General features: G+C 53.7%; 19 protein-coding genes. 12 read left to right on the plus strand and 7 right to left on the minus strand.

Going from position 1 to position 18133, the window contains the following annotated elements; genetic code table 11:
* Positions 1 to 177 precede the first annotated feature (177 nt).
* Positions 178 to 879, minus strand: a complete 702-nt coding sequence (locus OGY10_RS22435) for an autotransporter outer membrane beta-barrel domain-containing protein (protein WP_060682928.1) — start codon at positions 877 to 879, stop codon at positions 178 to 180.
* Positions 880 to 1038: 159 nt separating this feature from the next.
* Between OGY10_RS22435 and tag the strand changes: the two genes are divergently transcribed.
* Both tag and OGY10_RS22445 read left to right on the plus strand, forming a co-directional pair.
* Positions 1039 to 1608, plus strand: coding sequence for a DNA-3-methyladenine glycosylase I (gene tag / locus OGY10_RS22440; protein ID WP_032945325.1), 570 nt, complete (start codon positions 1039 to 1041; stop codon positions 1606 to 1608).
* A complete protein-coding gene (locus tag OGY10_RS22445) occupies positions 1598 to 2038 on the plus strand; it encodes an N-acetyltransferase (protein ID WP_003827401.1) in 441 nt (146 codons plus the stop codon). The genes tag and OGY10_RS22445 overlap by 11 nt, the downstream gene beginning before the upstream one ends.
* Here OGY10_RS22445 and OGY10_RS22450 read toward each other — a convergent pair.
* On the minus strand, positions 2007 to 4340 hold the full coding sequence (locus tag OGY10_RS22450) for a molybdopterin guanine dinucleotide-containing S/N-oxide reductase (RefSeq protein ID WP_048215333.1): 2334 nt from the start codon (positions 4338 to 4340) through the stop codon (positions 2007 to 2009). The two genes, OGY10_RS22445 and OGY10_RS22450, sit on opposite strands and share 32 nt — an antisense overlap.
* 159 nt (positions 4341 to 4499) lie before the next feature.
* Between OGY10_RS22450 and OGY10_RS22455 the strand changes: the two genes are divergently transcribed.
* The 6 genes from OGY10_RS22455 (at position 4500) to ghrB (ending at position 10416) form a co-directional block, all read left to right on the plus strand.
* Entirely contained in the window at positions 4500 to 5162 is a 663-nt protein-coding gene (locus OGY10_RS22455) for an OmpA family lipoprotein (RefSeq protein WP_191226675.1), read from the plus strand.
* A gap of 104 nt (positions 5163 to 5266) precedes the next feature.
* Positions 5267 to 6283 (plus strand): LacI family DNA-binding transcriptional regulator, encoded by a 1017-nt coding sequence (locus OGY10_RS22460; protein ID WP_005133828.1) that lies wholly within the window; start codon positions 5267 to 5269, stop codon positions 6281 to 6283.
* A 99-nt stretch (positions 6284 to 6382) separates the two neighbouring features.
* A complete protein-coding gene (locus OGY10_RS22465; protein WP_267454323.1) occupies positions 6383 to 7132 on the plus strand; it encodes a sugar phosphate isomerase/epimerase family protein in 750 nt (249 codons plus the stop codon).
* A 3-nt stretch (positions 7133 to 7135) separates the two neighbouring features.
* Positions 7136 to 8074 (plus strand): sugar kinase, encoded by a 939-nt coding sequence (locus tag OGY10_RS22470; protein WP_191226673.1) that lies wholly within the window; start codon positions 7136 to 7138, stop codon positions 8072 to 8074.
* Between the two features lie 64 nt (positions 8075 to 8138).
* Positions 8139 to 9419 carry an MFS transporter gene (locus tag OGY10_RS22475; RefSeq protein ID WP_003827389.1) on the plus strand — a complete coding sequence of 427 codons (1281 nt, stop codon included), beginning with the start codon at positions 8139 to 8141 and terminating at the stop codon, positions 9417 to 9419.
* 22 nt (positions 9420 to 9441) lie between these two features.
* The gene (ghrB, locus tag OGY10_RS22480; RefSeq protein WP_003827388.1) at positions 9442 to 10416 is read left to right on the plus strand and encodes a glyoxylate/hydroxypyruvate reductase GhrB; all 975 of its coding nucleotides are present in this window, start codon (positions 9442 to 9444) and stop codon (positions 10414 to 10416) included.
* A gap of 58 nt (positions 10417 to 10474) precedes the next feature.
* Here ghrB and OGY10_RS22485 read toward each other — a convergent pair whose 3' ends face one another.
* Entirely contained in the window at positions 10475 to 11185 is a 711-nt protein-coding gene (locus tag OGY10_RS22485; RefSeq protein ID WP_286577428.1) for a DUF3053 domain-containing protein, read from the minus strand.
* Positions 11186 to 11565: 380 nt separating this feature from the next.
* Here OGY10_RS22485 and OGY10_RS22490 point away from each other — a divergent pair, with 380 nt between their 5' ends.
* The 3 genes from OGY10_RS22490 (at position 11566) to cueP (ending at position 13075) form a co-directional block, all read left to right on the plus strand.
* Positions 11566 to 11856 (plus strand): HTH-type transcriptional regulator, encoded by a 291-nt coding sequence (locus OGY10_RS22490; RefSeq protein ID WP_003827383.1) that lies wholly within the window; start codon positions 11566 to 11568, stop codon positions 11854 to 11856.
* Between the two features lie 279 nt (positions 11857 to 12135).
* Positions 12136 to 12348, plus strand: coding sequence for a transcription antiterminator/RNA stability regulator CspE (cspE, locus tag OGY10_RS22495; RefSeq protein WP_000014594.1), 213 nt, complete (start codon positions 12136 to 12138; stop codon positions 12346 to 12348).
* Between the two features lie 187 nt (positions 12349 to 12535).
* Positions 12536 to 13075, plus strand: a complete 540-nt coding sequence (gene cueP / locus OGY10_RS22500) for a copper-binding periplasmic metallochaperone CueP (protein ID WP_048236988.1) — start codon at positions 12536 to 12538, stop codon at positions 13073 to 13075.
* Positions 13076 to 13141: 66 nt separating this feature from the next.
* On the opposite strand, the gene glyS is transcribed toward cueP, so the two are convergent.
* The 3 genes from glyS to OGY10_RS22515 all read right to left on the minus strand — a co-directional run bounded on the left by glyS (position 13142) and on the right by OGY10_RS22515 (position 16536).
* Positions 13142 to 15211, minus strand: a complete 2070-nt coding sequence (gene glyS / locus OGY10_RS22505) for a glycine--tRNA ligase subunit beta (protein WP_008786433.1) — start codon at positions 15209 to 15211, stop codon at positions 13142 to 13144.
* A gap of 9 nt (positions 15212 to 15220) precedes the next feature.
* Complete coding sequence (gene glyQ / locus OGY10_RS22510; protein ID WP_001168551.1) at positions 15221 to 16132, minus strand: glycine--tRNA ligase subunit alpha; 912 nt, start codon at positions 16130 to 16132, stop codon at positions 15221 to 15223.
* Positions 16133 to 16227: 95 nt separating this feature from the next.
* The gene (locus OGY10_RS22515; protein ID WP_191226671.1) at positions 16228 to 16536 is read right to left on the minus strand and encodes a YsaB family lipoprotein; all 309 of its coding nucleotides are present in this window, start codon (positions 16534 to 16536) and stop codon (positions 16228 to 16230) included.
* 172 nt (positions 16537 to 16708) lie between these two features.
* Here OGY10_RS22515 and OGY10_RS22520 point away from each other — a divergent pair, with 172 nt between their 5' ends.
* Positions 16709 to 17704: an acyltransferase gene (locus tag OGY10_RS22520; protein WP_071446723.1), complete on the plus strand. Its 996-nt coding sequence runs from the start codon at positions 16709 to 16711 to the stop codon at positions 17702 to 17704.
* Here the strand turns inward: OGY10_RS22520 and yiaB are convergent.
* Complete coding sequence (yiaB, locus tag OGY10_RS22525) at positions 17701 to 18066, minus strand: inner membrane protein YiaB (RefSeq protein ID WP_079934333.1); 366 nt, start codon at positions 18064 to 18066, stop codon at positions 17701 to 17703. The genes OGY10_RS22520 and yiaB overlap by 4 nt on opposite strands.
* Positions 18067 to 18133: the final 67 nt, after the last annotated feature.

The raw sequence follows: 18133 nt of genomic DNA on the forward strand, positions 1-18133 counted from the left end.
AAAACGGCATGAAATGCCGCCAGGACGGAATGAAATGCCTGGAATGCGGAATGAATGACGAGACAAAAAGTCGGGTTACTGAATTTTATCGCATGAGTTAGTACACGCTATCGCTGGAGTGCGTGTGATTGTTGATCTCAACATGTAATAAAGATGTTTATATGCTGATTACTTACGTTAAAATTTGGCGCTCACTCCCATGGTGTACATATAGTCGCTGTTGTTGGTACTGTTTTCCGCCTGCGAAAGCGCTGCGTAAGCCGCCATGTGCGGGTTCAACAGCATATCCGCACCGACGGTGACATCCACCCAATTACCGCCCTGACCCGCTGCTGACATGCGACTGAGACCCGACTGCGCCTTCCAGATATTCTCGCCAAACTGCTGGTTATAGCTGATTTGCGCCCACGGTCGCACATCACCGAACTGCGAATTGACTCGCCAGCCCAACGAGCTCACGCTGGCATGCCACAGCGGATCGTTCTGCGTTACCGACGTCGCGCTATCGCCAAATTCGTTGTAAGTAGATGTGGTTGAACCGTCATAATGCAGAGCGGCAACCGGACCAGTTGTCACCTGCCCGGAAAGCGGGAAGTTCCAGCCCATACTCATGCCGCTGGTCGCATCCATAGGCGTCTCATCCGCCAGATTCACCACGGGACCCGCCACGTTCTGAGTGGAACGAATACGTTCTTCCAGAATGTCGTTATAACGTGGTTGGTGATCGCTGTCCCATGTATAACGTTCAGCCGTATGCCCTGACATCGCATCAACGATATATTCTTGTTGCCAGCCATATGCTGTATTGATGGACAGCGCACAAACTACGACGCTCGCCAGAGTTAACCTTTGGCGACCACTACTGTTTCTTATAATCATCAACGCGACTCCAGAAAAGAGCCGAATTCGGCGATATTATTGTCATTGTGTGAAGGATATTGGGCCCATCAGGCCCTGTATTAAATATTGTCTTTTTAGCTGGCGCGTCAAGGCGGGCCGAATGAAATTTTTACGCCAGTAAAAACAGCGAGGAAGAATATGCAGCGTTGCGGATGGGTCAGCCAGGACCCACTTTACATTGCCTACCACGACAAGGAATGGGGCGTCCCCGAAACCGATGGTAAAAAGCTGTTCGAAATGATCTGCCTTGAGGGCCAGCAGGCCGGGTTATCGTGGATTACCGTGCTAAAGAAACGGGAAAACTATCGCCACGCCTTCCACCATTTTGACCCGGAAAAAGTGGCGGCCATGACCGAAGAGGATGTGGAAAGGCTGGTACTGGATGCCGGCATTATTCGTCATCGCGGAAAAATTCAGGCCATTATCGGCAACGCTCGCGCTTTTCTGACGATGGCGCAAAACGGAGAGTCGTTTAGCGAATTCGTCTGGTCATTTGTTGATAACCAACCGCAAGTGACTCGCGCCGCCAATCTGAGCGATATTCCCACCTCCACGTCTGCGTCAGACGCGCTGTCTAAAGCATTAAAAAAACGCGGATTTAAGTTTGTCGGCACCACGATTTGTTACTCCTTTATGCAGGCGTGCGGCCTGGTCAACGACCATGTCACCAGTTGCATCTGTTATCCGGGAGAACAACATGATTCGTGAATCCAAGGCTGAAGATCTGCCGTCAATTCTGGCGCTGTGGATGGAAAGCACAATCCATGCCCATCCATTTATCGAAGAGCGCTACTGGCGCGAAAGTGAATCCGTGGTGCGGGATGTTTATCTGCCAGCCGCGCAAACCTGGGTTTGGGAAGAAGAAGGCGAGCTCAAAGGCTTTGCCAGCGTGATTGACGACCGCTTTCTCGGCGCGCTGTTTGTCGCACCTGCCGCCATCAGAAGCGGGATCGGCAAAGCGCTGGTGCAGCATGTCCAGCAGCGCTTTTCGATACTCAGCCTTGAGGTCTACCAGAAGAATCAATCAGCGGTGAACTTCTACCATGCGCTGGGTTTTCGTATTGAAGACGGCGCATGGCAGGAAGAGACTCACCACCCCACGTGGATTATGGGCTGGCAGGCGGATCAAACGCCGTAAGCGCCAACGTTGGTCCGCTATATTTTTCAAGCCACGCCAGCGCGGTGTTGCCCGCGCAGCCATTCCCCAGCTTCGAGCTGGGGAGATCTTTGGTCAGCACGTTGACGGCGCCATTTTTACAAATACCGTTCGCTGCGAGATCCAAATCAGGCCAGGCGCCTTCATGAATACAGATGACGCCGGGTTTAATACCCGCCGTCACCACCGCGCCCGCCAGAACTTGCCCGCGCTGGTTCCACACCCTGACCGTATCGCCATCCGCAATGCCGCGCGCGTGGGCGTCCTGCGGATGAATCGTTATCGGCTCACGATCCGCTACCGCGTACTGCTCCCGTAGCGCACTGTAGTTAAGCTGACTATGCAAACGGTGCGCCGGGTGGGCGGAAAGCAGCTGTAGCTGGTCCGGTTCAGCGTTACCGAACCACTCATCCGGCTCCAGCCACATCGGGTGTCCCGCGCAGTCCGCGTAGCCGTAACCTGCAATCCTCGCGGAGTAGATTTCAATTTTGCCGCTGTCCGTTTTCAGCGGATGCGCCTGCGGGTCGCGGCGAAAATCCGCAAAACGGATAAACTGTGCGCTGGCGGCGTTTTCCGGCATTTCGATCAGGGCGTTGCGCTGCCAAAACTCGGCGAAAGGCGGCAATGTCACCTGCTGACTGGCCCCACGTTGCCCGGCAATATTGTAAAAAGTCTCCAGCCACGCCAGTTCGCTTTTACCTTCGGTGAACCGTTCATATCCGCCCTTTTCCCAGCGCTCACTCAGCTCGGCAAAGACATCAAAATCATTTCGCGCTTCGTCCTGCGGCGGTACGACCTGCTTCATCGGCACCAGGTGCTGGTTGCTGTAATCGCCAGTCATGGTCAAATCATTACGCTCAAAGGAGGTGGTTGCTGGCAGCACGATATCAGCATGCTTTGCTGCTGCGGTCCAGAAACACTCCGAGATGACCACCAGCTCCGGTTTTTGCCAGGCGCGAATTAAACGGTTAGTGTCCTGATGATGGGTGAAGTTAGCGCCACCCGCCCACCACAGCATACGGATGTCCGGGAAATGGCGGTCCATGCCGTTGTGCTGGTAAAAACCGCCGGGATTTTCCAGCGCTTCGACAATTCGCGCCACCGGGATTTTATCTACCGCGTCGGTGCCGCCTTTAACGCTGCCCTGCATTGAAGCCAGCACCGCAGCCCGGCGCGTTGGGTTGCCGCCATTGGCAAAATGGTACGACAGCCCAAAACCGCCGCCTGGCGTCCCGATTTGTCCGAGCATGGCGGCCAGGGTGACAATCATCCAGTGTTTCTGCTCGCCATACTGTTGGCGCTGCATGCCCCATCCGGCCATCAGCATGGTGGTATTTTGGTGAAATATCGCCGCAAGTTCGCGTATCTTCGCTGCCGGAATGCCACAAATCTCTGCCGCCCATTTTGCCGTTTTTGCAACATCGTCAGATTTACCCAGCAGATAGTCGGCAAAACGGTCATATCCGGTAGTACACCGGGAGAGAAAGTCCTCGTCATGCCAGCCGTTTTCCACCAGCGTATGCGCGATGCCCAGCATCAGCGCTACGTCGGTCCCCATATGCGGGGCAATCCATTCCATCTTATCGCCAAAGAAATCGACGCTTTCCGATCGCATCGGATCGATACAGATCAACCGTTTACCGCTGTCGCGCAATGCCTCAAAGTACGCGAGGCCCTGCTCATCGGACGCGTTCCAGGCAATCTTCAGGGTATTCAGCGGATTGGCGCTCCACAACACCACCACCTCGCTGTTCTCCAGCACCACCGGCCAGCTGGTTTGCTGCTGGTAAACTTCGTTCCCGCCCACCACGTACGGCATGATCGCCTGCGCAGCCCCCGTCGAGTAATCCCCCAGATGCCCGGTATAACCGCCCGCCAGCGCCATATAACGCTGTAACAGGGTCGCCGCTTTGTGTAACACGCCGTTGGACCGCCAGCCGTACGAACCGGCAAAAATTGAGGCCGGGCCGTAGCTGTCACGGATGCGTTTATGCTGCGTATGGATAAGATTCAGCGCGTCGTCCCAACTGACGCGAACAAACTCATCCTGCCCACGTACGCCCTGTGGGTTTTCCGGCGAGGCGAGAAACCCTTTACGCACCATCGGAAAACGTACCCGCGTTTTACTGTGAACCTGGTCGCGCACCACGGTTTGCAAAGAGTTGGGATGAGCGGTGGGCAGCGCGCCACGCGAGGAGAAAACCGTCTCACCATCAGTGTCGACGAGGATTGGTCCCCAGTGGGCGGCGGTTAACACCGAGTAATGTGCGGGTGAATTAGCCAAGATGGCGCTCCTGAATGCGATGTGACGGCTTATTTATTATGCCGTTCAATGTTACTTACAAATTTCAGAGTCTTCCCTGGAATTTTCTTCATGTTCACACGTCATAATCAACCGCCACGGTCGCTGTGGCAAAGAAGAAAAAGTCATTAAGGAATTAAGATGAAGAAACGTGTATTTGTTATTGCTGCCATCGTGAGCGGCGCCCTGACGGTTTCTGGCTGCACAACAAACCCTTACACCGGCGAACGCGAAGCAGGTAAATCCGGCATTGGCGCAGGTATTGGCTCTCTGGTCGGCGCGGGCATTGGCGCACTCTCTTCTTCGAAGAAAGATCGCGGCAAAGGCGCACTGATTGGCGCAGCGGCTGGCGCGGCCGTTGGCGGTGGTATCGGCTATTACATGGATGTACAGGAAGCAAAACTGCGCGAAAAAATGCAGGGGACGGGCGTCAGCGTGACGCGCAGTGGCGATAACATCATTCTGAACATGCCAAACAACGTCACTTTCGACAGCAGCAGTGCCAACCTGAAGCCTGCGGGTGCTAACACCCTGACCGGCGTGGCGATGGTACTGAAAGAGTACAATAAAACCGCCGTCAACGTGCTGGGCTTCACCGACAGCACCGGCAGCCAGGATCTGAATATGCGTCTGTCGCAGCAGCGCGCAGACTCCGTAGCCAGTGCCTTGATCACTCAAGGGGTCGCAGCTAACCGCATCCGCACTCAGGGTATGGGCCCGGCAAATCCGATCGCCAGTAACAGCACAGCGGAAGGTAAAGCGCAAAACCGCCGCGTAGAAATTACCTTAAGCCCGATCCAGTAACGTTTTGTGCCGGATGGAAGCAGACCGTATCCATCCGGCATGAAGCACTTGCCATCGTTGATTTTCGCGTTAAGGTGTTGTCACCAAATTCAGGGAAATCAGCGATGAGCAAATCAACACGGGCAACCATCAGCGATGTGGCGAAAGCTGCAAAAACCGGCAAGACCAGCATTTCACGTTATCTCAACGGTGAAAAGCACCTGCTTTCCGACGCGCTGCTGGCCCGCATTGAACAAGCCATTGCCGATCTCGACTACCGTCCCAGCCTGATGGCAAGAGGCCTGAAACATGGTCGTACCCGCCTGATTGGCCTGATCATCGCCGATATTACTAATCCCTACTCCGTCAACGTGCTAAGTGGTATTGAAGCCGCCTGTCGCGATAAAGGCTTTACCCCGCTGGTGTGTAACACCAACAACGAAGTGGATCAGGAGCTGCATTATCTCGATCTGCTGCGCAGCTACCAGGTCGAAGGGATTGTGGTCAACGCCGTCGGGATGCGCGAAGAGGGGCTGAACCGCCTGCAACAGTCTGCGCTGCCGATGGTGCTGATTGACCGTAAAATTCCCGATTTCGCCTGTGATATGGTCGGGCTGGATAACACCCAGGCGGCAACGGTTGCCACCGAACATCTGGTCGAACAAGGTTTTGAAGCCATCCTGTTCCTCAGCGAACCACTCGGCATGGTGAATACCCGCCGCGAACGCCTGAGCGCTTTTCGCGCCACGCTCGCGCAATACCCCGGCGTTATCGCGCAAAATGCCGAAGTCCCGCTCACGGACAATACGCAACTGGACGACACCCTGCGCCAGTTTCACCAGCAGCATCGTGGAATGCGCAAAGCCGTTATCTCTGCCAACGGTGCCCTCACGCTACAAGTAGCCCGCGCCCTGAAACGCATTGGCCTCAACTGGGGGAGCGACATTGGCCTACTCGGTTTTGACGAGCTGGAATGGGCCGAGCTGGCGGGCGTTGGTATTACCACATTGAAACAACCCACCTGGCAGATTGGTTACACCGCCGTTGAGCAGGTTGTGCGCCGGATTGATGGCGGATCCGCTGCCATTCAGGAACAGGTCTTCTCCGGCGAGCTGATCGTGCGCGGCTCTACCGCCCGTTAAATTACCTTCGTGATGGTGATCATAAATTCGATATCATAGGCTTTCCTTTGGAACCGGTTCCATCTAGCGTTATAACAAGAACGCTAGTCTGGAGTTTCCATGAAAAGAAAAATTATGGTGGTCACCGCCGCTTACGGCCACGACCAGGTACGGGCCGCAGGCGGGCAAACGGCAATGCTGCCCATCATCGCTGAAGCCGGTGCTGACGGCGTCGAAATCCGCCGCGAGCTATTAACTGACGCCGAGCTGAAAACGCTCTCTACGATGGCCTCTGCTATCGAAATCTTCGGCCTGCTGGCCTGTTACTCAGCGCCTGAACCGTTGTTCCTTGAAGACGGTAACCTCAACCCCCGTCTTCCAGAACTACTTGAGGAAGCGCAGGCCTTGCAGGCGCTGTGGTTAAAAGTCTCCCTCGGCCATTTTTCCCATACCGAACAGTTCGACGTTCTACGCCAATGGCTGGACAACAGCGGAATGGAGCTGGTTGTCGAGAACGATCAGACCGACTGCGGACGCCTGCAGCCAATGCAGCGCTTTAACGAAGCCTGTCAGGCGCAAAACCTGCCGATATCTCTGACCTTCGATATAGGCAACTGGCTGTGGGTGGGCGACTCCCCGGAACAGGCGGCGCAGAACCTGGCGTCAACCGTTGGGTATATCCATGTCAAAGCTGCAGTTGCACATCGCGACAGCTACCGCGCCGTGCCACCTGATGAAGCCGATCCGCGCTGGCTAGCGCTGCTAAAAACGCTGCCCAACGATGTCCCACGCGGCATTGAGTTCCCCCTGGAAGGGCAGGATTTGGCGGCGGTTACCCGCCGCTACGTCGAGCTGTTACGCGAGGAGTAACGCATGAAAAATTCACTGGATGTGGTCACTATTGGTGAAGCGATGGCGATGTTTGTCGCCACGCAAACCGGCGAACTGGCGGATGTGGAGCAATTTATCAAGCGCGTTGCAGGCGCTGAGCTTAACGTAGCGACCGGTCTTGCCCGTCTGGGCCTGAAGGTCGGTTGGGTAAGCCGCGTTGGCAACGACAGTTTTGGACGTTTTATCGTTAAGTCGCTGGAAAAAGAAGGGATTGATGCGCAGGGAGTCACCCAGGACAGGCGTTACGCTACTGGCTTTCAGCTTAAATCTAAGGTCGAAAATGGAACCGATCCCATTGTGGAATATTTCCGTAAAGGTTCCGCTGCCAGCCACCTCAGCATTGAAGATTATCACGAGGACTATTTCGCCAGCGCGCGCCACCTGCACCTGAGTGGCGTAGCGGCAGCGCTTTCTGCCAGCTCTTATGAACTACTGGCGCATACCGCCCGCACCATGAAGGCCCAGGGGAAGACCATCTCGTTCGACCCGAATTTGCGCCCGGTATTGTGGAAAAGCGAAGCCGAGATGGTGGAAAAACTGAACCGGCTGGCATTCCAGGCTGACTGGGTTTTACCCGGGTTAAAAGAGGGCATGATTTTAACCGGTCAGCAGACGCCTGAAGCCATCGCCGACTTTTATCTGCGCCATGGCGTTAAGGCCGTGATCGTCAAAACCGGGGCTGATGGCGCCTGGTACAAAACCGCCAGCGGCGAACAAGGCTGCGTGGCACCGGTAAAAGTCGACAATGTGGTCGATACGGTCGGCGCAGGCGATGGCTTTGCCGTGGGCGTTATTAGCGCCCTGCTGGAAGGCCACTCGTTGCATCAGGCGGTGACCCGCGGCAATAAAATTGGCGCACTGGCCATTCAGGTTCAGGGCGACAGCGAAGGATTACCCACACGTGAACAATTAGGGGAATAAACTCCCGGCCAACTCTGTACCCTACATACAGAGGCGGCGTATCAGCATAACCAGAGGGCAGTCTATGAATAGCTCAACTAATGCAGCAAAACGCTGGTGGTACATCATGCCAATCGTGTTTATCACGTATAGCCTGGCGTACCTTGACCGCGCGAACTTCAGCTTCGCCTCCGCCGCCGGTATCAACGAGGATCTCGGCATTACCAAGGGGATCTCTTCCCTGCTGGGCGCGCTGTTTTTCCTCGGCTATTTCTTCTTTCAGATCCCGGGCGCAATTTACGCTGAACGCCGCAGCGTACGAAAACTGATTTTTGTCTGTCTGATCCTCTGGGGCGCATGCGCGTCGTTAACCGGCATGGTCAGCAATATTCCAATGCTTGCCGCCATCCGCTTTATTCTTGGCGTCGTTGAAGCCGCCGTGATGCCGGCAATGCTGATTTATATCAGCAACTGGTTTACGAAATCTGAACGCTCGCGCGCAAACACTTTCCTGATCCTCGGTAATCCGGTCACCGTCCTGTGGATGTCCGTGGTTTCCGGTTACCTGATTCAGGCGCTGGGCTGGCGGGAAATGTTCATCATCGAGGGCTTCCCGGCCATCATCTGGGCGTTCTGCTGGTGGGTGCTGGTAAAAGACAAACCGTCTCAGGTCGGTTGGCTGTCAGAATCTGAAAAAGCCGCTCTTCAGGCACAACTGGAAAAAGAGCAGCAAGGCATCAAAGCCGTACGTAACTATAGCGAGGCTTTCCGCTCACGTAACGTCATCCTGCTGTGTATGCAGTATTTCGCCTGGAGTATTGGCGTCTATGGTTTTGTCCTGTGGCTGCCGTCGATTATCCGCAACGGCGGCGCAAACCTGGGGATGGTGGAAGTTGGTTGGCTGTCATCCGTACCGTATCTGGCGGCAACGGCGGCGATGATCCTCGTCTCCTGGGCGTCCGATAAGCTACAAAACCGTAAGCTGTTTGTCTGGCCACTGTTACTGATCGCGGCGTTCGCGTTTATCGGCTCCTGGGCCGTAGGCGCAGACCACTTCTGGATTTCTTACACGCTGTTGGTTATTGCAGGCGCGGCAATGTATGCCCCCTATGGTCCCTTCTTCGCCATCATCCCGGAAATGCTGCCGCGCAACGTCGCCGGTGGGGCAATGGCGTTGATCAACAGCATGGGCGCGCTAGGCTCATTCTTTGGTTCATGGTTTGTCGGCTACCTCAATGGCGCTACCGGCAGCCCGTCTGCCTCGTACATTTTTATGGGGGTAGCGCTTTTTGTCTCAGTGTGGCTAACTCTCATTGTTAAGCCTGCTAATAATCAACAGCTACCTATTGGCGCACGCCACGCTTAAATTTTAACTTACGGAGATTCGCATGAAGCCGTCCATTATTCTCTATAAAGCGTTACCTGACGATTTACTGCATCGCCTGGAAGAACATTTTACTGTGACTCAGGTGCCTAACCTGCGCCCGGAAACGGTCGCACAGCACGCCGACGCTTTTGCCAATGCAGAAGGTCTGCTGGGCTCCAGTGAAGCCGTCAATACCGCTCTGCTGGAGAAAATGCCCAGGCTGCGTGCGACATCCACGATTTCCGTAGGCTATGACAACTTCGACGTCGATGCCCTCAACGCGCGTAAGGTGCTGTTGATGCACACGCCAACCGTGCTGACGGAAACCGTCGCCGATACGGTAATGGCGCTGGTGTTAAGCACCGCTCGCCGCGTAGTGGAAGTTGCCGAACGGGTAAAGGTCGGCGAATGGACCAAAAGTATCGGACCGGACTGGTTTGGTACCGATGTACACCACAAAACGCTGGGGATTGTCGGTATGGGCCGCATTGGGCTGGCGCTGGCACAACGTGCGCATTTCGGCTTTAGCATGCCGATTCTCTATAATGCGCGCCGTCATCATCAGGAAGCAGAAGAGCGCTTCAATGCACGTTACTGCGACCTCGATACGCTGTTGCAGGAGTCTGATTTTGTCTGCCTGATCCTGCCGTTAACCGACGAAACGCATCATCTGTTCAGCACCGAGCAGTTTGCCAAAATGAAGTCTTCCGCCATTTTCATTAACGCCGGACGTGGCCCGGTGGTCGATGAAAAAGCGTTGATTGCTGCCCTGCAAAAAGGCGAAATTCATGCCGCTGGCCTGGATGTATTTGAGCAAGAGCCATTATCGGTAGACTCACCGCTGCTGTCACTGCCCAACGTGGTGGCCGTACCGCACATTGGTTCAGCCACGCACGAAACGCGCTACAACATGGCGGCCTGTGCGGTGGATAACTTAATCGATGCGCTGCAAGGACACGTTGAGAAGAACTGCGTAAACCCGCAGGTCGCATCATAAACAAAAGGCCGGGTAGCGCTTACGCTCACCCGGCCTTTCATGCATTACCGTATCTTAATTACTGAGCGGCATTCACCGCAGCAGTCCAGGCCTGATTAAATGCCTGATGCTGAGCAGCCAACGGGCCAATCAGCGTATTGTACTGACTTGCCTGCTGTGACGTTGGGAACTGGATACCGTTGGCGACAAAGCCCACCTGTGTATCCTGCTGCGCCACAAAATCACCAACCTGCACCAACTGCTGCGTGAAAATTTGCGCGGCAGGGATCAGCGGCTGTAAGGCCTCTGCTGGTGCAGTAACAACTTTGTTGTACACCTGATCAAAGACCGGCTTCAGATCTTCGCCCTGCTTCAGCGCGCCATGCGCAGCATCTGCCTGTAGTTTCGCATTCTGCAACTGTTGCCCTAATACACCTAGCGCACCATTTGCCTGACGCAGCGGCTCACGCTGAGTCACATAATCCTGAGGAACACGAATCGCATTTACGCTATCAACCACCGGGCGCAGACCGGAGTCCATCGCCTGATTAACCTGCTGCGAATAGCCATACAGAATCGCGTAATCGGACACAAACGGGCCAAACTGTTTTTTCTGATCGGCGGTCAGCGTTGGTAAACGCTCTCCGCTACGCATTGCAGTATTCTGCAGAAAATCGATAAACGCTTTACGTTGATCGCCTTCTTTATCAAAACACCCACTCAGGCCAACTACCATTAAGAGCGCCAAAACAGGCGCAAACCAGCGAGAGCAGGACTTACCTGTCGCCATTTTAATACTCCTTTCACCCAAAAATGCGCACAACGACACCCGCGTGCCTGACGTTGACAAGGATAGTCCAGGTCAGCCCCGCAAGATACCCTTTCCGCGTAATCTTGTGGGGGAAAATAACCGTTCCCGCCACCGTTCGTTTTGCTAAACAATGCTGCATTCACCACTCGGCGTCATATTTTAGTCATCTTTACAATCGGAATCGATCGTTCGGAGATCCCGACCTTTATCAGTTCGTTAGCCAGCAAAAGATTGTCACCTGCGATCCGCTGAAACGAATCCATCACACAACCCTTAAATCCGGCTTCATTTTTTCCGACTACTCTTAATGAGCTTCGAAGAAATTCACGATCCCGCTGTGTGATTTGTAGGAGTTCTCAATGGAATACAAAGATCCTATGTTTGAACTGCTAAGCAGTCTGGAGCAGATTGTTTTTAAAGATGTATCGCAGACGGTCACTCTGCCGCAAAAAACCAACCCTTTCACCGAATTTGAACAGCTACGACGAGGGACAGGTTTAAAAACAGATGATTTTGCCCGAGTGATGGGCGTGACGGTCGCGATGGTTCATGAATGGGAGTCTAAACGCGTAAAGCCTTCCACTACCGAATTGAAGTTAATGCGCCTGATTCAGGCAGACCCTAGGTTAAGTAAGCAACTGATGGATTGAACTATTTTTCAATTTTGCTTAAGAACGGTCCTGTTTCAGGGCCGTTCTCTTACGAAGGTTATCCACAAAAAAGAAAATAGTAGTTGCATCCACATGCGTAAAATGAGTTAATGCCCTCAACGGTTTGACGTACAGACCATTACAGCAGTTAGTAAGGCAAGTCCCTTCAAGAGTTATCGTTGATACCCTTCGTAGTGAGCATTTCCTTTACTGTTAAAAAATCTGTAAAGCACGCCATATCGCCGAAAGGCACACTTATTTTTTAAAAGGTAATACACTATGTCCGGTAAAATGACTGGTATCGTAAAATGGTTCAACGCTGACAAAGGTTTCGGCTTCATCACTCCTGACGATGGCTCTAAAGACGTGTTCGTACACTTCTCTGCTATCCAGAACGATGGCTACAAATCTCTGGACGAAGGTCAGAAAGTTTCCTTCACCATCGAAAGCGGCGCTAAAGGCCCGGCAGCTGGCAACGTAACCAGCCTGTAAGCTTAAAAAGCTCAAAATTCTGAATCCCTGCCAAACGGCGGGGATTTTTTTTATCTGTACTTCGCAGCACATCCCACCTAAACGCTTCTTTGCATTACTTTACCCGTCGCCCCTTTGACCTTTCCCTAAGGGCAAGCTTTATAGTGAGCCAGTCTATATTCCACAATTTTCACAAGGAATTGAAGCTATGTCGAAATCCTCACTGCTGCTGATTTTAGGTTTGCTCACTACAGGTACTGCGTTCGCGGCAACGCCGGAAGCTACTTTTCTGGCCGAACACGGGCTTAGCGGGAAATCCGTCGAACAAATCGTAGAGACGATTGATCAGTCACCGCAGAGTCGCCCGCTGCCGTACTCTGCATCCATCACCAGCACCGCGTTGAAGCTCTCTTCGGGCGATCAGGTTTATACCCTGCCGCTCGGTGAAAAATTCTATCTGTCATTTGCCCCGTATGAATGGCAAACACATCCTTGCTTCAACCACAGTCTTTCTGGCTGCCAAGGCGAAATGCCGGAGAAGACATTCAATGTCAAAGTGACGGATAACAAGGGTGATGTGGTGGTACAAAAAGCGATGAAGAGCGGCCGTAATGGCTTTGTCGGGGTATGGCTACCGCGCAATATGGAAGGCACCATCGCAGTGAGCTACAACGGTAAAACGGCGGAGTATCCTATTAAGACGATGGAAGACAGCCAGACCTGTCTGACAAAATTGCAGTTGCGCTAACAACATAAAAAAATGCCGGATAAGGCGAAGCCACCATCCGGCATTTTCTAAGTCAGCGCAGGGCCGTTACTGCAGCAGAGAAATATCTGCCACGCGCAGGAACAGCTCGCGAAGTTTTTCGAGCATAGACAGACGGTTAATACGCAGATCTTTATCTTCTACGTTAACCATCACTTTCTCGAAGAACGCATCAACCGGTTCACGCAGTTCCGCCAACTCAACCAGCGCTTCCTGGTAACGACCGGCAGCGAAGACAGGCTCCAGCTTATCACGCAGCACAACCACCTGCATCGCCAGCGCAATTTCTTCCGGCTCTTTCAGCGTTGCCGCATTCACGCGGTCATTCAGCGTCTCTTCAGACTTCGCCAGGATGTTCGATACACGCTTGTTCGCGGCAGCCAGCGCGGACGCGGCTTCCAGCGTACGGAAGTGCGAAACCGCCTTCATACGTGCGTCAAAATCAGCCGGACGAGTCGGACGACGTGCCAGCACGGCCTGAATGGTGTCGACGGTATAACCTTCGTCCTGATACCAGGCGCGGAAGCGACCGAGCATAAAGTCGATAACGTCATCCACCACGTTGGCGTTGGTCAGCTTGTCACCATACAGACGAACCGCTTCTTCGGTCAGCGTTTGCAGATCCAGATTCAGGTTCTTCTCAACGATAATACGCAGCACACCCAGCGCAGCACGACGCAGCGCAAACGGGTCTTTGTCGCCTTTCGGATGCTGACCGATACCGAAGATACCCGCCAGGGTGTCCATCTTGTCAGCAATCGCCACGGCACAAGCTACCGGGTTCGACGGCAGATCATCACCGGCAAAACGCGGCTGATACTGCTCGTTCAGCGCCACAGCTACATCTTCCGCTTCGCCATCGTGACGCGCATAGTGCATGCCCATCACACCCTGGGTGTCGGTGAACTCGAAGACCATGTTGGTCATCAGGTCACACTTGGACAGCAGGCCAGCACGCGTTGCGTGGTTAACATCAGCGCCAATCTGACCAGCAATCCAGCCCGCCAGCGCCTGGATACGGTCAGTCTTGTCGCGCAGCGTACCCAGTTGCTGTTGGAACAGCACGGTTTGCAGACGCGGCAGATGGTCTTCCAGACGTTTTTTACGGTCGGTATTGAAGAAGAACTCGGCATCCGCCAGGCGCGGACGAACGACTTTCTCGTTACCGGAGATAATCTGGATCGGATCTTTCGATTCGATGTTGGCAACGAAGATAAAGTTCGGCAGCAGTTTGCCGTCGTTCGCGTAAACCGGGAAGTACTTCTGGTCACCTTTCATGGTGTGAACCAGCGCTTCAGACGGAACTGCGAGGAATTTCTCTTCGAATTTCGCGGTCAGCACTACCGGCCATTCCACCAGCGAGGTGACTTCTTCAAGCAGGCTTTCGCTCAGGTCAGCGTTACCGCCAATCTTACGCGCCGCTTCTTCAGCATCGGCTTTGATTTTCGCTTTACGCTCAGCGTAATCCGCAATTACTTTGCCGCGCTCACGCAGGATTTCCGGGTACTGATCGGCAGAATCGATGGTGAATTCCGGCTCGCCCATAAAGCGGTGTCCACGGATCACGCGATCGGACTGAATGCCCAGAATCGTTGCCGGAATCACCTTGTCGCCCAACAGCAGGGTCACGGTGTGAACCGGACGCACGAAGTGGACATCAGACGCGCCCCAGCGCATCAGTTTCGGGATAGGCAGCTTCGCCAGTGACGTGGCGATCATGTTTGGCAGCAGCGTTTCTGCGCTTTCGCCTTTTACATGCGCACGGTACAGCAGCCATTCGCCTTTGTCGGTAGTCAGACGCTCAGCCTGATCAACCGTGATGCCGCAGCCACGTGCCCAACCTTCTGCCGCTTTGCTCGGTTTGCCTTCAGCGTCAAACGCCTGAGCAATGGCCGGACCGCGTTTTTCAACTTCGCGATCGGGTTGAGATTCCGCCAGATTCGCGACTTTCAGCGCCAGACGACGCGGCGCGGCGAACCACTCAACGTTGCCGTGCGCGATGCCAGCGTTATCCAGCTCCGCGGTAAAGTTTGCAGCAAAGGACTCAGCCAGGCTGCGCAGTGCTTTTGGTGGCAGCTCTTCAGTGCCGATTTCCACCAGAAAAGTTTTCTCAGACATGGCCGCCTCTTATTTGTCTTTGTTGCACATCGGGAAGCCAAGGGCTTCACGGGAAGCGTAGTAAGCTTCTGCCACTGCTTTGGTCAGGGTGCGAATGCGCAGGATATAGCGCTGACGCTCAGTGACGGAGATGGCTTTACGCGCATCCAGCAGGTTGAAGCTATGGGCGGCTTTCAGAATGCGTTCATACGCAGGCAGCGGCAGCGGATTTTCCAGCGCCAGCAGCTGCTGCGCTTCTTTCTCGTACTGCTCGAAGCAGGTGAACAGGAAGTCCACATCGGCGTATTCAAAGTTGTAGGTGGATTGCTCCACTTCGTTCTGATGGAACACGTCGCCGTAAGTGGTTTTACCCAGCGGGCCGTCGCTCCAGACCAGGTCGTAAACGCTGTCTACGCCCTGAATGTACATGGCCAGACGTTCCAGACCGTAAGTAATTTCCCCGGTTACTGGTTTACATTCCAGGCCACCAACCTGCTGGAAGTAGGTGAACTGTGTCACTTCCATGCCGTTCAGCCACACTTCCCAACCCAGACCCCAGGCACCCAGCGTCGGGTTTTCCCAGTTATCTTCCACGAAACGGATATCGTGAATGGTCGGGTCCATACCCAGCTCTTTCAGAGAACCCAGGTACAGCTCCTGAATGTTGTCCGGAGACGGCTTAATCACTACCTGGAACTGATAGTAGTGCTGTAAGCGGTTTGGGTTTTCGCCATAGCGGCCATCGGTCGGACGACGAGAAGGCTGCACATACGCAGTCGCCATCGGCTCCGGCCCCAGCGCACGCAGGCAGGTCATTGGGTGAGATGTTCCCGCGCCGACTTCCATGTCCAATGGTTGAACGATGGTGCAGCCCTGGCGAGCCCAGTAATCCTGTAAGGTCAGGATCAAGCCCTGGAAGGTCCTGGTATCAAACTTTTGCATATTATTTCGTGCTGGATACGTGTGGATTTAAAGGAAGCGATCAGTATACCCGCTGGCTGCAAGATATACAGTACGAAACGGGAAAAAGGGGGAACTTAGCGCATGGAAAGGTGCAAAAACTGCCCGTCTGCATCAAAAGAACAGACAAAACTCTCTTTACGGAAGGTAGAACCACGCATCTCATAGCTGCCCTGGAATTGTTCCAGTCCAGAGATATCAATTTTCTGCGCGCCAGTGTTGTAGCGTTGCGCCGCCTCATTTTTGCACAATGACTCCATATCCAGCGAACGTGTGGCACTGACCTTAACCTTTTGCGCTTTCTGCGCAGGATCAGACGATTGCGTGTCAGCGCACGCTACCAGCAAAAGGGCAGCGATCGCGGGAAAGAAATACTTCATCATCATTTTATTACCGCCTGGTTTGCTGGTCAGTCTTATTATTAGTGTCTGGAAACAGATCCTATTTTGAGAATCTCATCAGACCATCTCAAGCTTTAGCGTAAGAACTCGGATTATTCCAGTGAGCTACGTTCGCAAAATATCGGTCAGACTTTTTTTAATGGACACAGAGGAACTGATGCAGCCCAAAATTTTCTGGATTGATAACCTGCGCGGGATAGCCTGTTTAATGGTCGTGATGATCCACACCACAACCTGGTACATCACCAATGCGCAAAGCGTCAGCCCGTTGAATTGGGATCTGGCTAACGTGCTCAATTCAGCCTCTCGCGTCAGCGTTCCGCTGTTCTTTATGATTTCGGGCTATCTGTTCTTTGGTGAGCGTAGCGCCAAACCGCGCCATTTCCTGCGCATCGCGCTCTGCATCCTGTTTTACAGCAGCGTGGCGCTGGCCTATATTCTGCTGTTTACCTCGATCAACGCTGAGCTGTCGCTGAAGAACCTACTGCAAAAGCCGGTGTTCTATCACCTGTGGTTTTTCTTCGCGATCGCCGTCATCTACCTGGTTTCTCCGCTGATACAGGTGAAAAATATCAGCGGCAAGATGCTACTGGCGCTCATGGTTGTGATTGGGGTGATTGCCAATCCCAACACCGTCTCGCAAAAAATCGGCGGCTTTGAGTGGCTCCCAGTCAACCTGTACATCAGTGGCGATACTTTCTATTACATCCTGTACGGCATGCTGGGCCGGGCGATTGGCATGATGGATACGCAAAAGCGTGCGCTCAGCTGGCTCTGTGCGGCGGTATTTATTACCGCAGTATTTATTATTTCTCGTGGCACATTGCATGAACTGCGCTGGCGAGGCAATTTTGCCGACACCTGGTACCTCTACTGCGGCCCAGCGGTATTTATTTGCGCCGCCTCGCTCCTGACGCTGGTCAAAAATACGCTCAGCACACGTACCCTGCCGCTACTGGGCCTTATTTCTCGCCATTCATTGGGCATTTATGGTTTTCATGCGCTGATCATTCACGCACTACGTACCAACGGAATTGAACTCAAAAACTGGCCACCGCTGGATATGCTGTGGATTTTCAGCGCCACGCTGGCAGGAAGTTTACTGTTGTCTATTCTGTTGCAGCGTATTGATACACGTAGGCTGGTGAGTTAGGTGTCTCCAGGCAGCGCCCGATTACACGAACGCTGCAGTAAAAATTGCCCCATTAAACAGACGAAGAATGCTGCCGGGTATAACCCTATTTCGAAGGGCGCCAACGGGGCATTCCACACCCCCACCAGCAACAACCCTGCCGTGATGAGCGCCACCATCTGACATACGGAAGCGAAGCGTTCATCGTTTTGATTGAGATTTACTGCGCGCTGATAGGCATACGTTACGAACATCCCCGTCATCAGCGCCCCCAAAAAATACCCCTTGCCGCTCAATAACGGGCATGCACGCCATAAACCGATACTGTAAGTCAGTATGCCTGAGAGGAATAATATCCATGGCAACAGCCTGGTTGTCTTCATTGGGATCTCCTTATCCATCATGGATACAATATGAATAACCCGCTAAAGACAACACAGAAAAAAGCGA

This window comes from Citrobacter sp. Cpo148 (assembly GCF_030332375.1).
In the GTDB taxonomy this organism is placed as follows: domain Bacteria; phylum Pseudomonadota; class Gammaproteobacteria; order Enterobacterales; family Enterobacteriaceae; genus Citrobacter; species Citrobacter portucalensis.

Bases quoted from the DNA above. Each gene is read 5' to 3' on its own strand.
- OGY10_RS22445 (WP_003827401.1), top strand. From the start codon at position 1,598: ATGATTCGTGAATCCAAGGCTGAAGATCTGCCGTCAATTCTGGCGCTG.
- OGY10_RS22465 (WP_267454323.1), top strand. From the start codon at position 6,383: ATGAAAAGAAAAATTATGGTGGTCACCGCCGCTTACGGCCACGACCAG.
- OGY10_RS22475 (WP_003827389.1), top strand. From the start codon at position 8,139: ATGAATAGCTCAACTAATGCAGCAAAACGCTGGTGGTACATCATGCCA.
- OGY10_RS22470 (WP_191226673.1), top strand. From the start codon at position 7,136: ATGAAAAATTCACTGGATGTGGTCACTATTGGTGAAGCGATGGCGATG.
- tag (WP_032945325.1), top strand. From the start codon at position 1,039: ATGCAGCGTTGCGGATGGGTCAGCCAGGACCCACTTTACATTGCCTAC.
- OGY10_RS22520 (WP_071446723.1), top strand. From the start codon at position 16,709: ATGCAGCCCAAAATTTTCTGGATTGATAACCTGCGCGGGATAGCCTGT.
- OGY10_RS22435 (WP_060682928.1), bottom strand. From the start codon at position 879: ATGATTATAAGAAACAGTAGTGGTCGCCAAAGGTTAACTCTGGCGAGC.
- glyQ (WP_001168551.1), bottom strand. From the start codon at position 16,132: ATGCAAAAGTTTGATACCAGGACCTTCCAGGGCTTGATCCTGACCTTA.
- cueP (WP_048236988.1), top strand. From the start codon at position 12,536: ATGTCGAAATCCTCACTGCTGCTGATTTTAGGTTTGCTCACTACAGGT.
- yiaB (WP_079934333.1), bottom strand. From the start codon at position 18,066: ATGAAGACAACCAGGCTGTTGCCATGGATATTATTCCTCTCAGGCATA.
- glyS (WP_008786433.1), bottom strand. From the start codon at position 15,211: ATGTCTGAGAAAACTTTTCTGGTGGAAATCGGCACTGAAGAGCTGCCA.
- OGY10_RS22455 (WP_191226675.1), top strand. From the start codon at position 4,500: ATGAAGAAACGTGTATTTGTTATTGCTGCCATCGTGAGCGGCGCCCTG.
- cspE (WP_000014594.1), top strand. From the start codon at position 12,136: ATGTCCGGTAAAATGACTGGTATCGTAAAATGGTTCAACGCTGACAAA.
- OGY10_RS22460 (WP_005133828.1), top strand. From the start codon at position 5,267: ATGAGCAAATCAACACGGGCAACCATCAGCGATGTGGCGAAAGCTGCA.
- OGY10_RS22515 (WP_191226671.1), bottom strand. From the start codon at position 16,536: ATGATGATGAAGTATTTCTTTCCCGCGATCGCTGCCCTTTTGCTGGTA.
- OGY10_RS22490 (WP_003827383.1), top strand. From the start codon at position 11,566: ATGGAATACAAAGATCCTATGTTTGAACTGCTAAGCAGTCTGGAGCAG.
- OGY10_RS22485 (WP_286577428.1), bottom strand. From the start codon at position 11,185: ATGGCGACAGGTAAGTCCTGCTCTCGCTGGTTTGCGCCTGTTTTGGCG.
- ghrB (WP_003827388.1), top strand. From the start codon at position 9,442: ATGAAGCCGTCCATTATTCTCTATAAAGCGTTACCTGACGATTTACTG.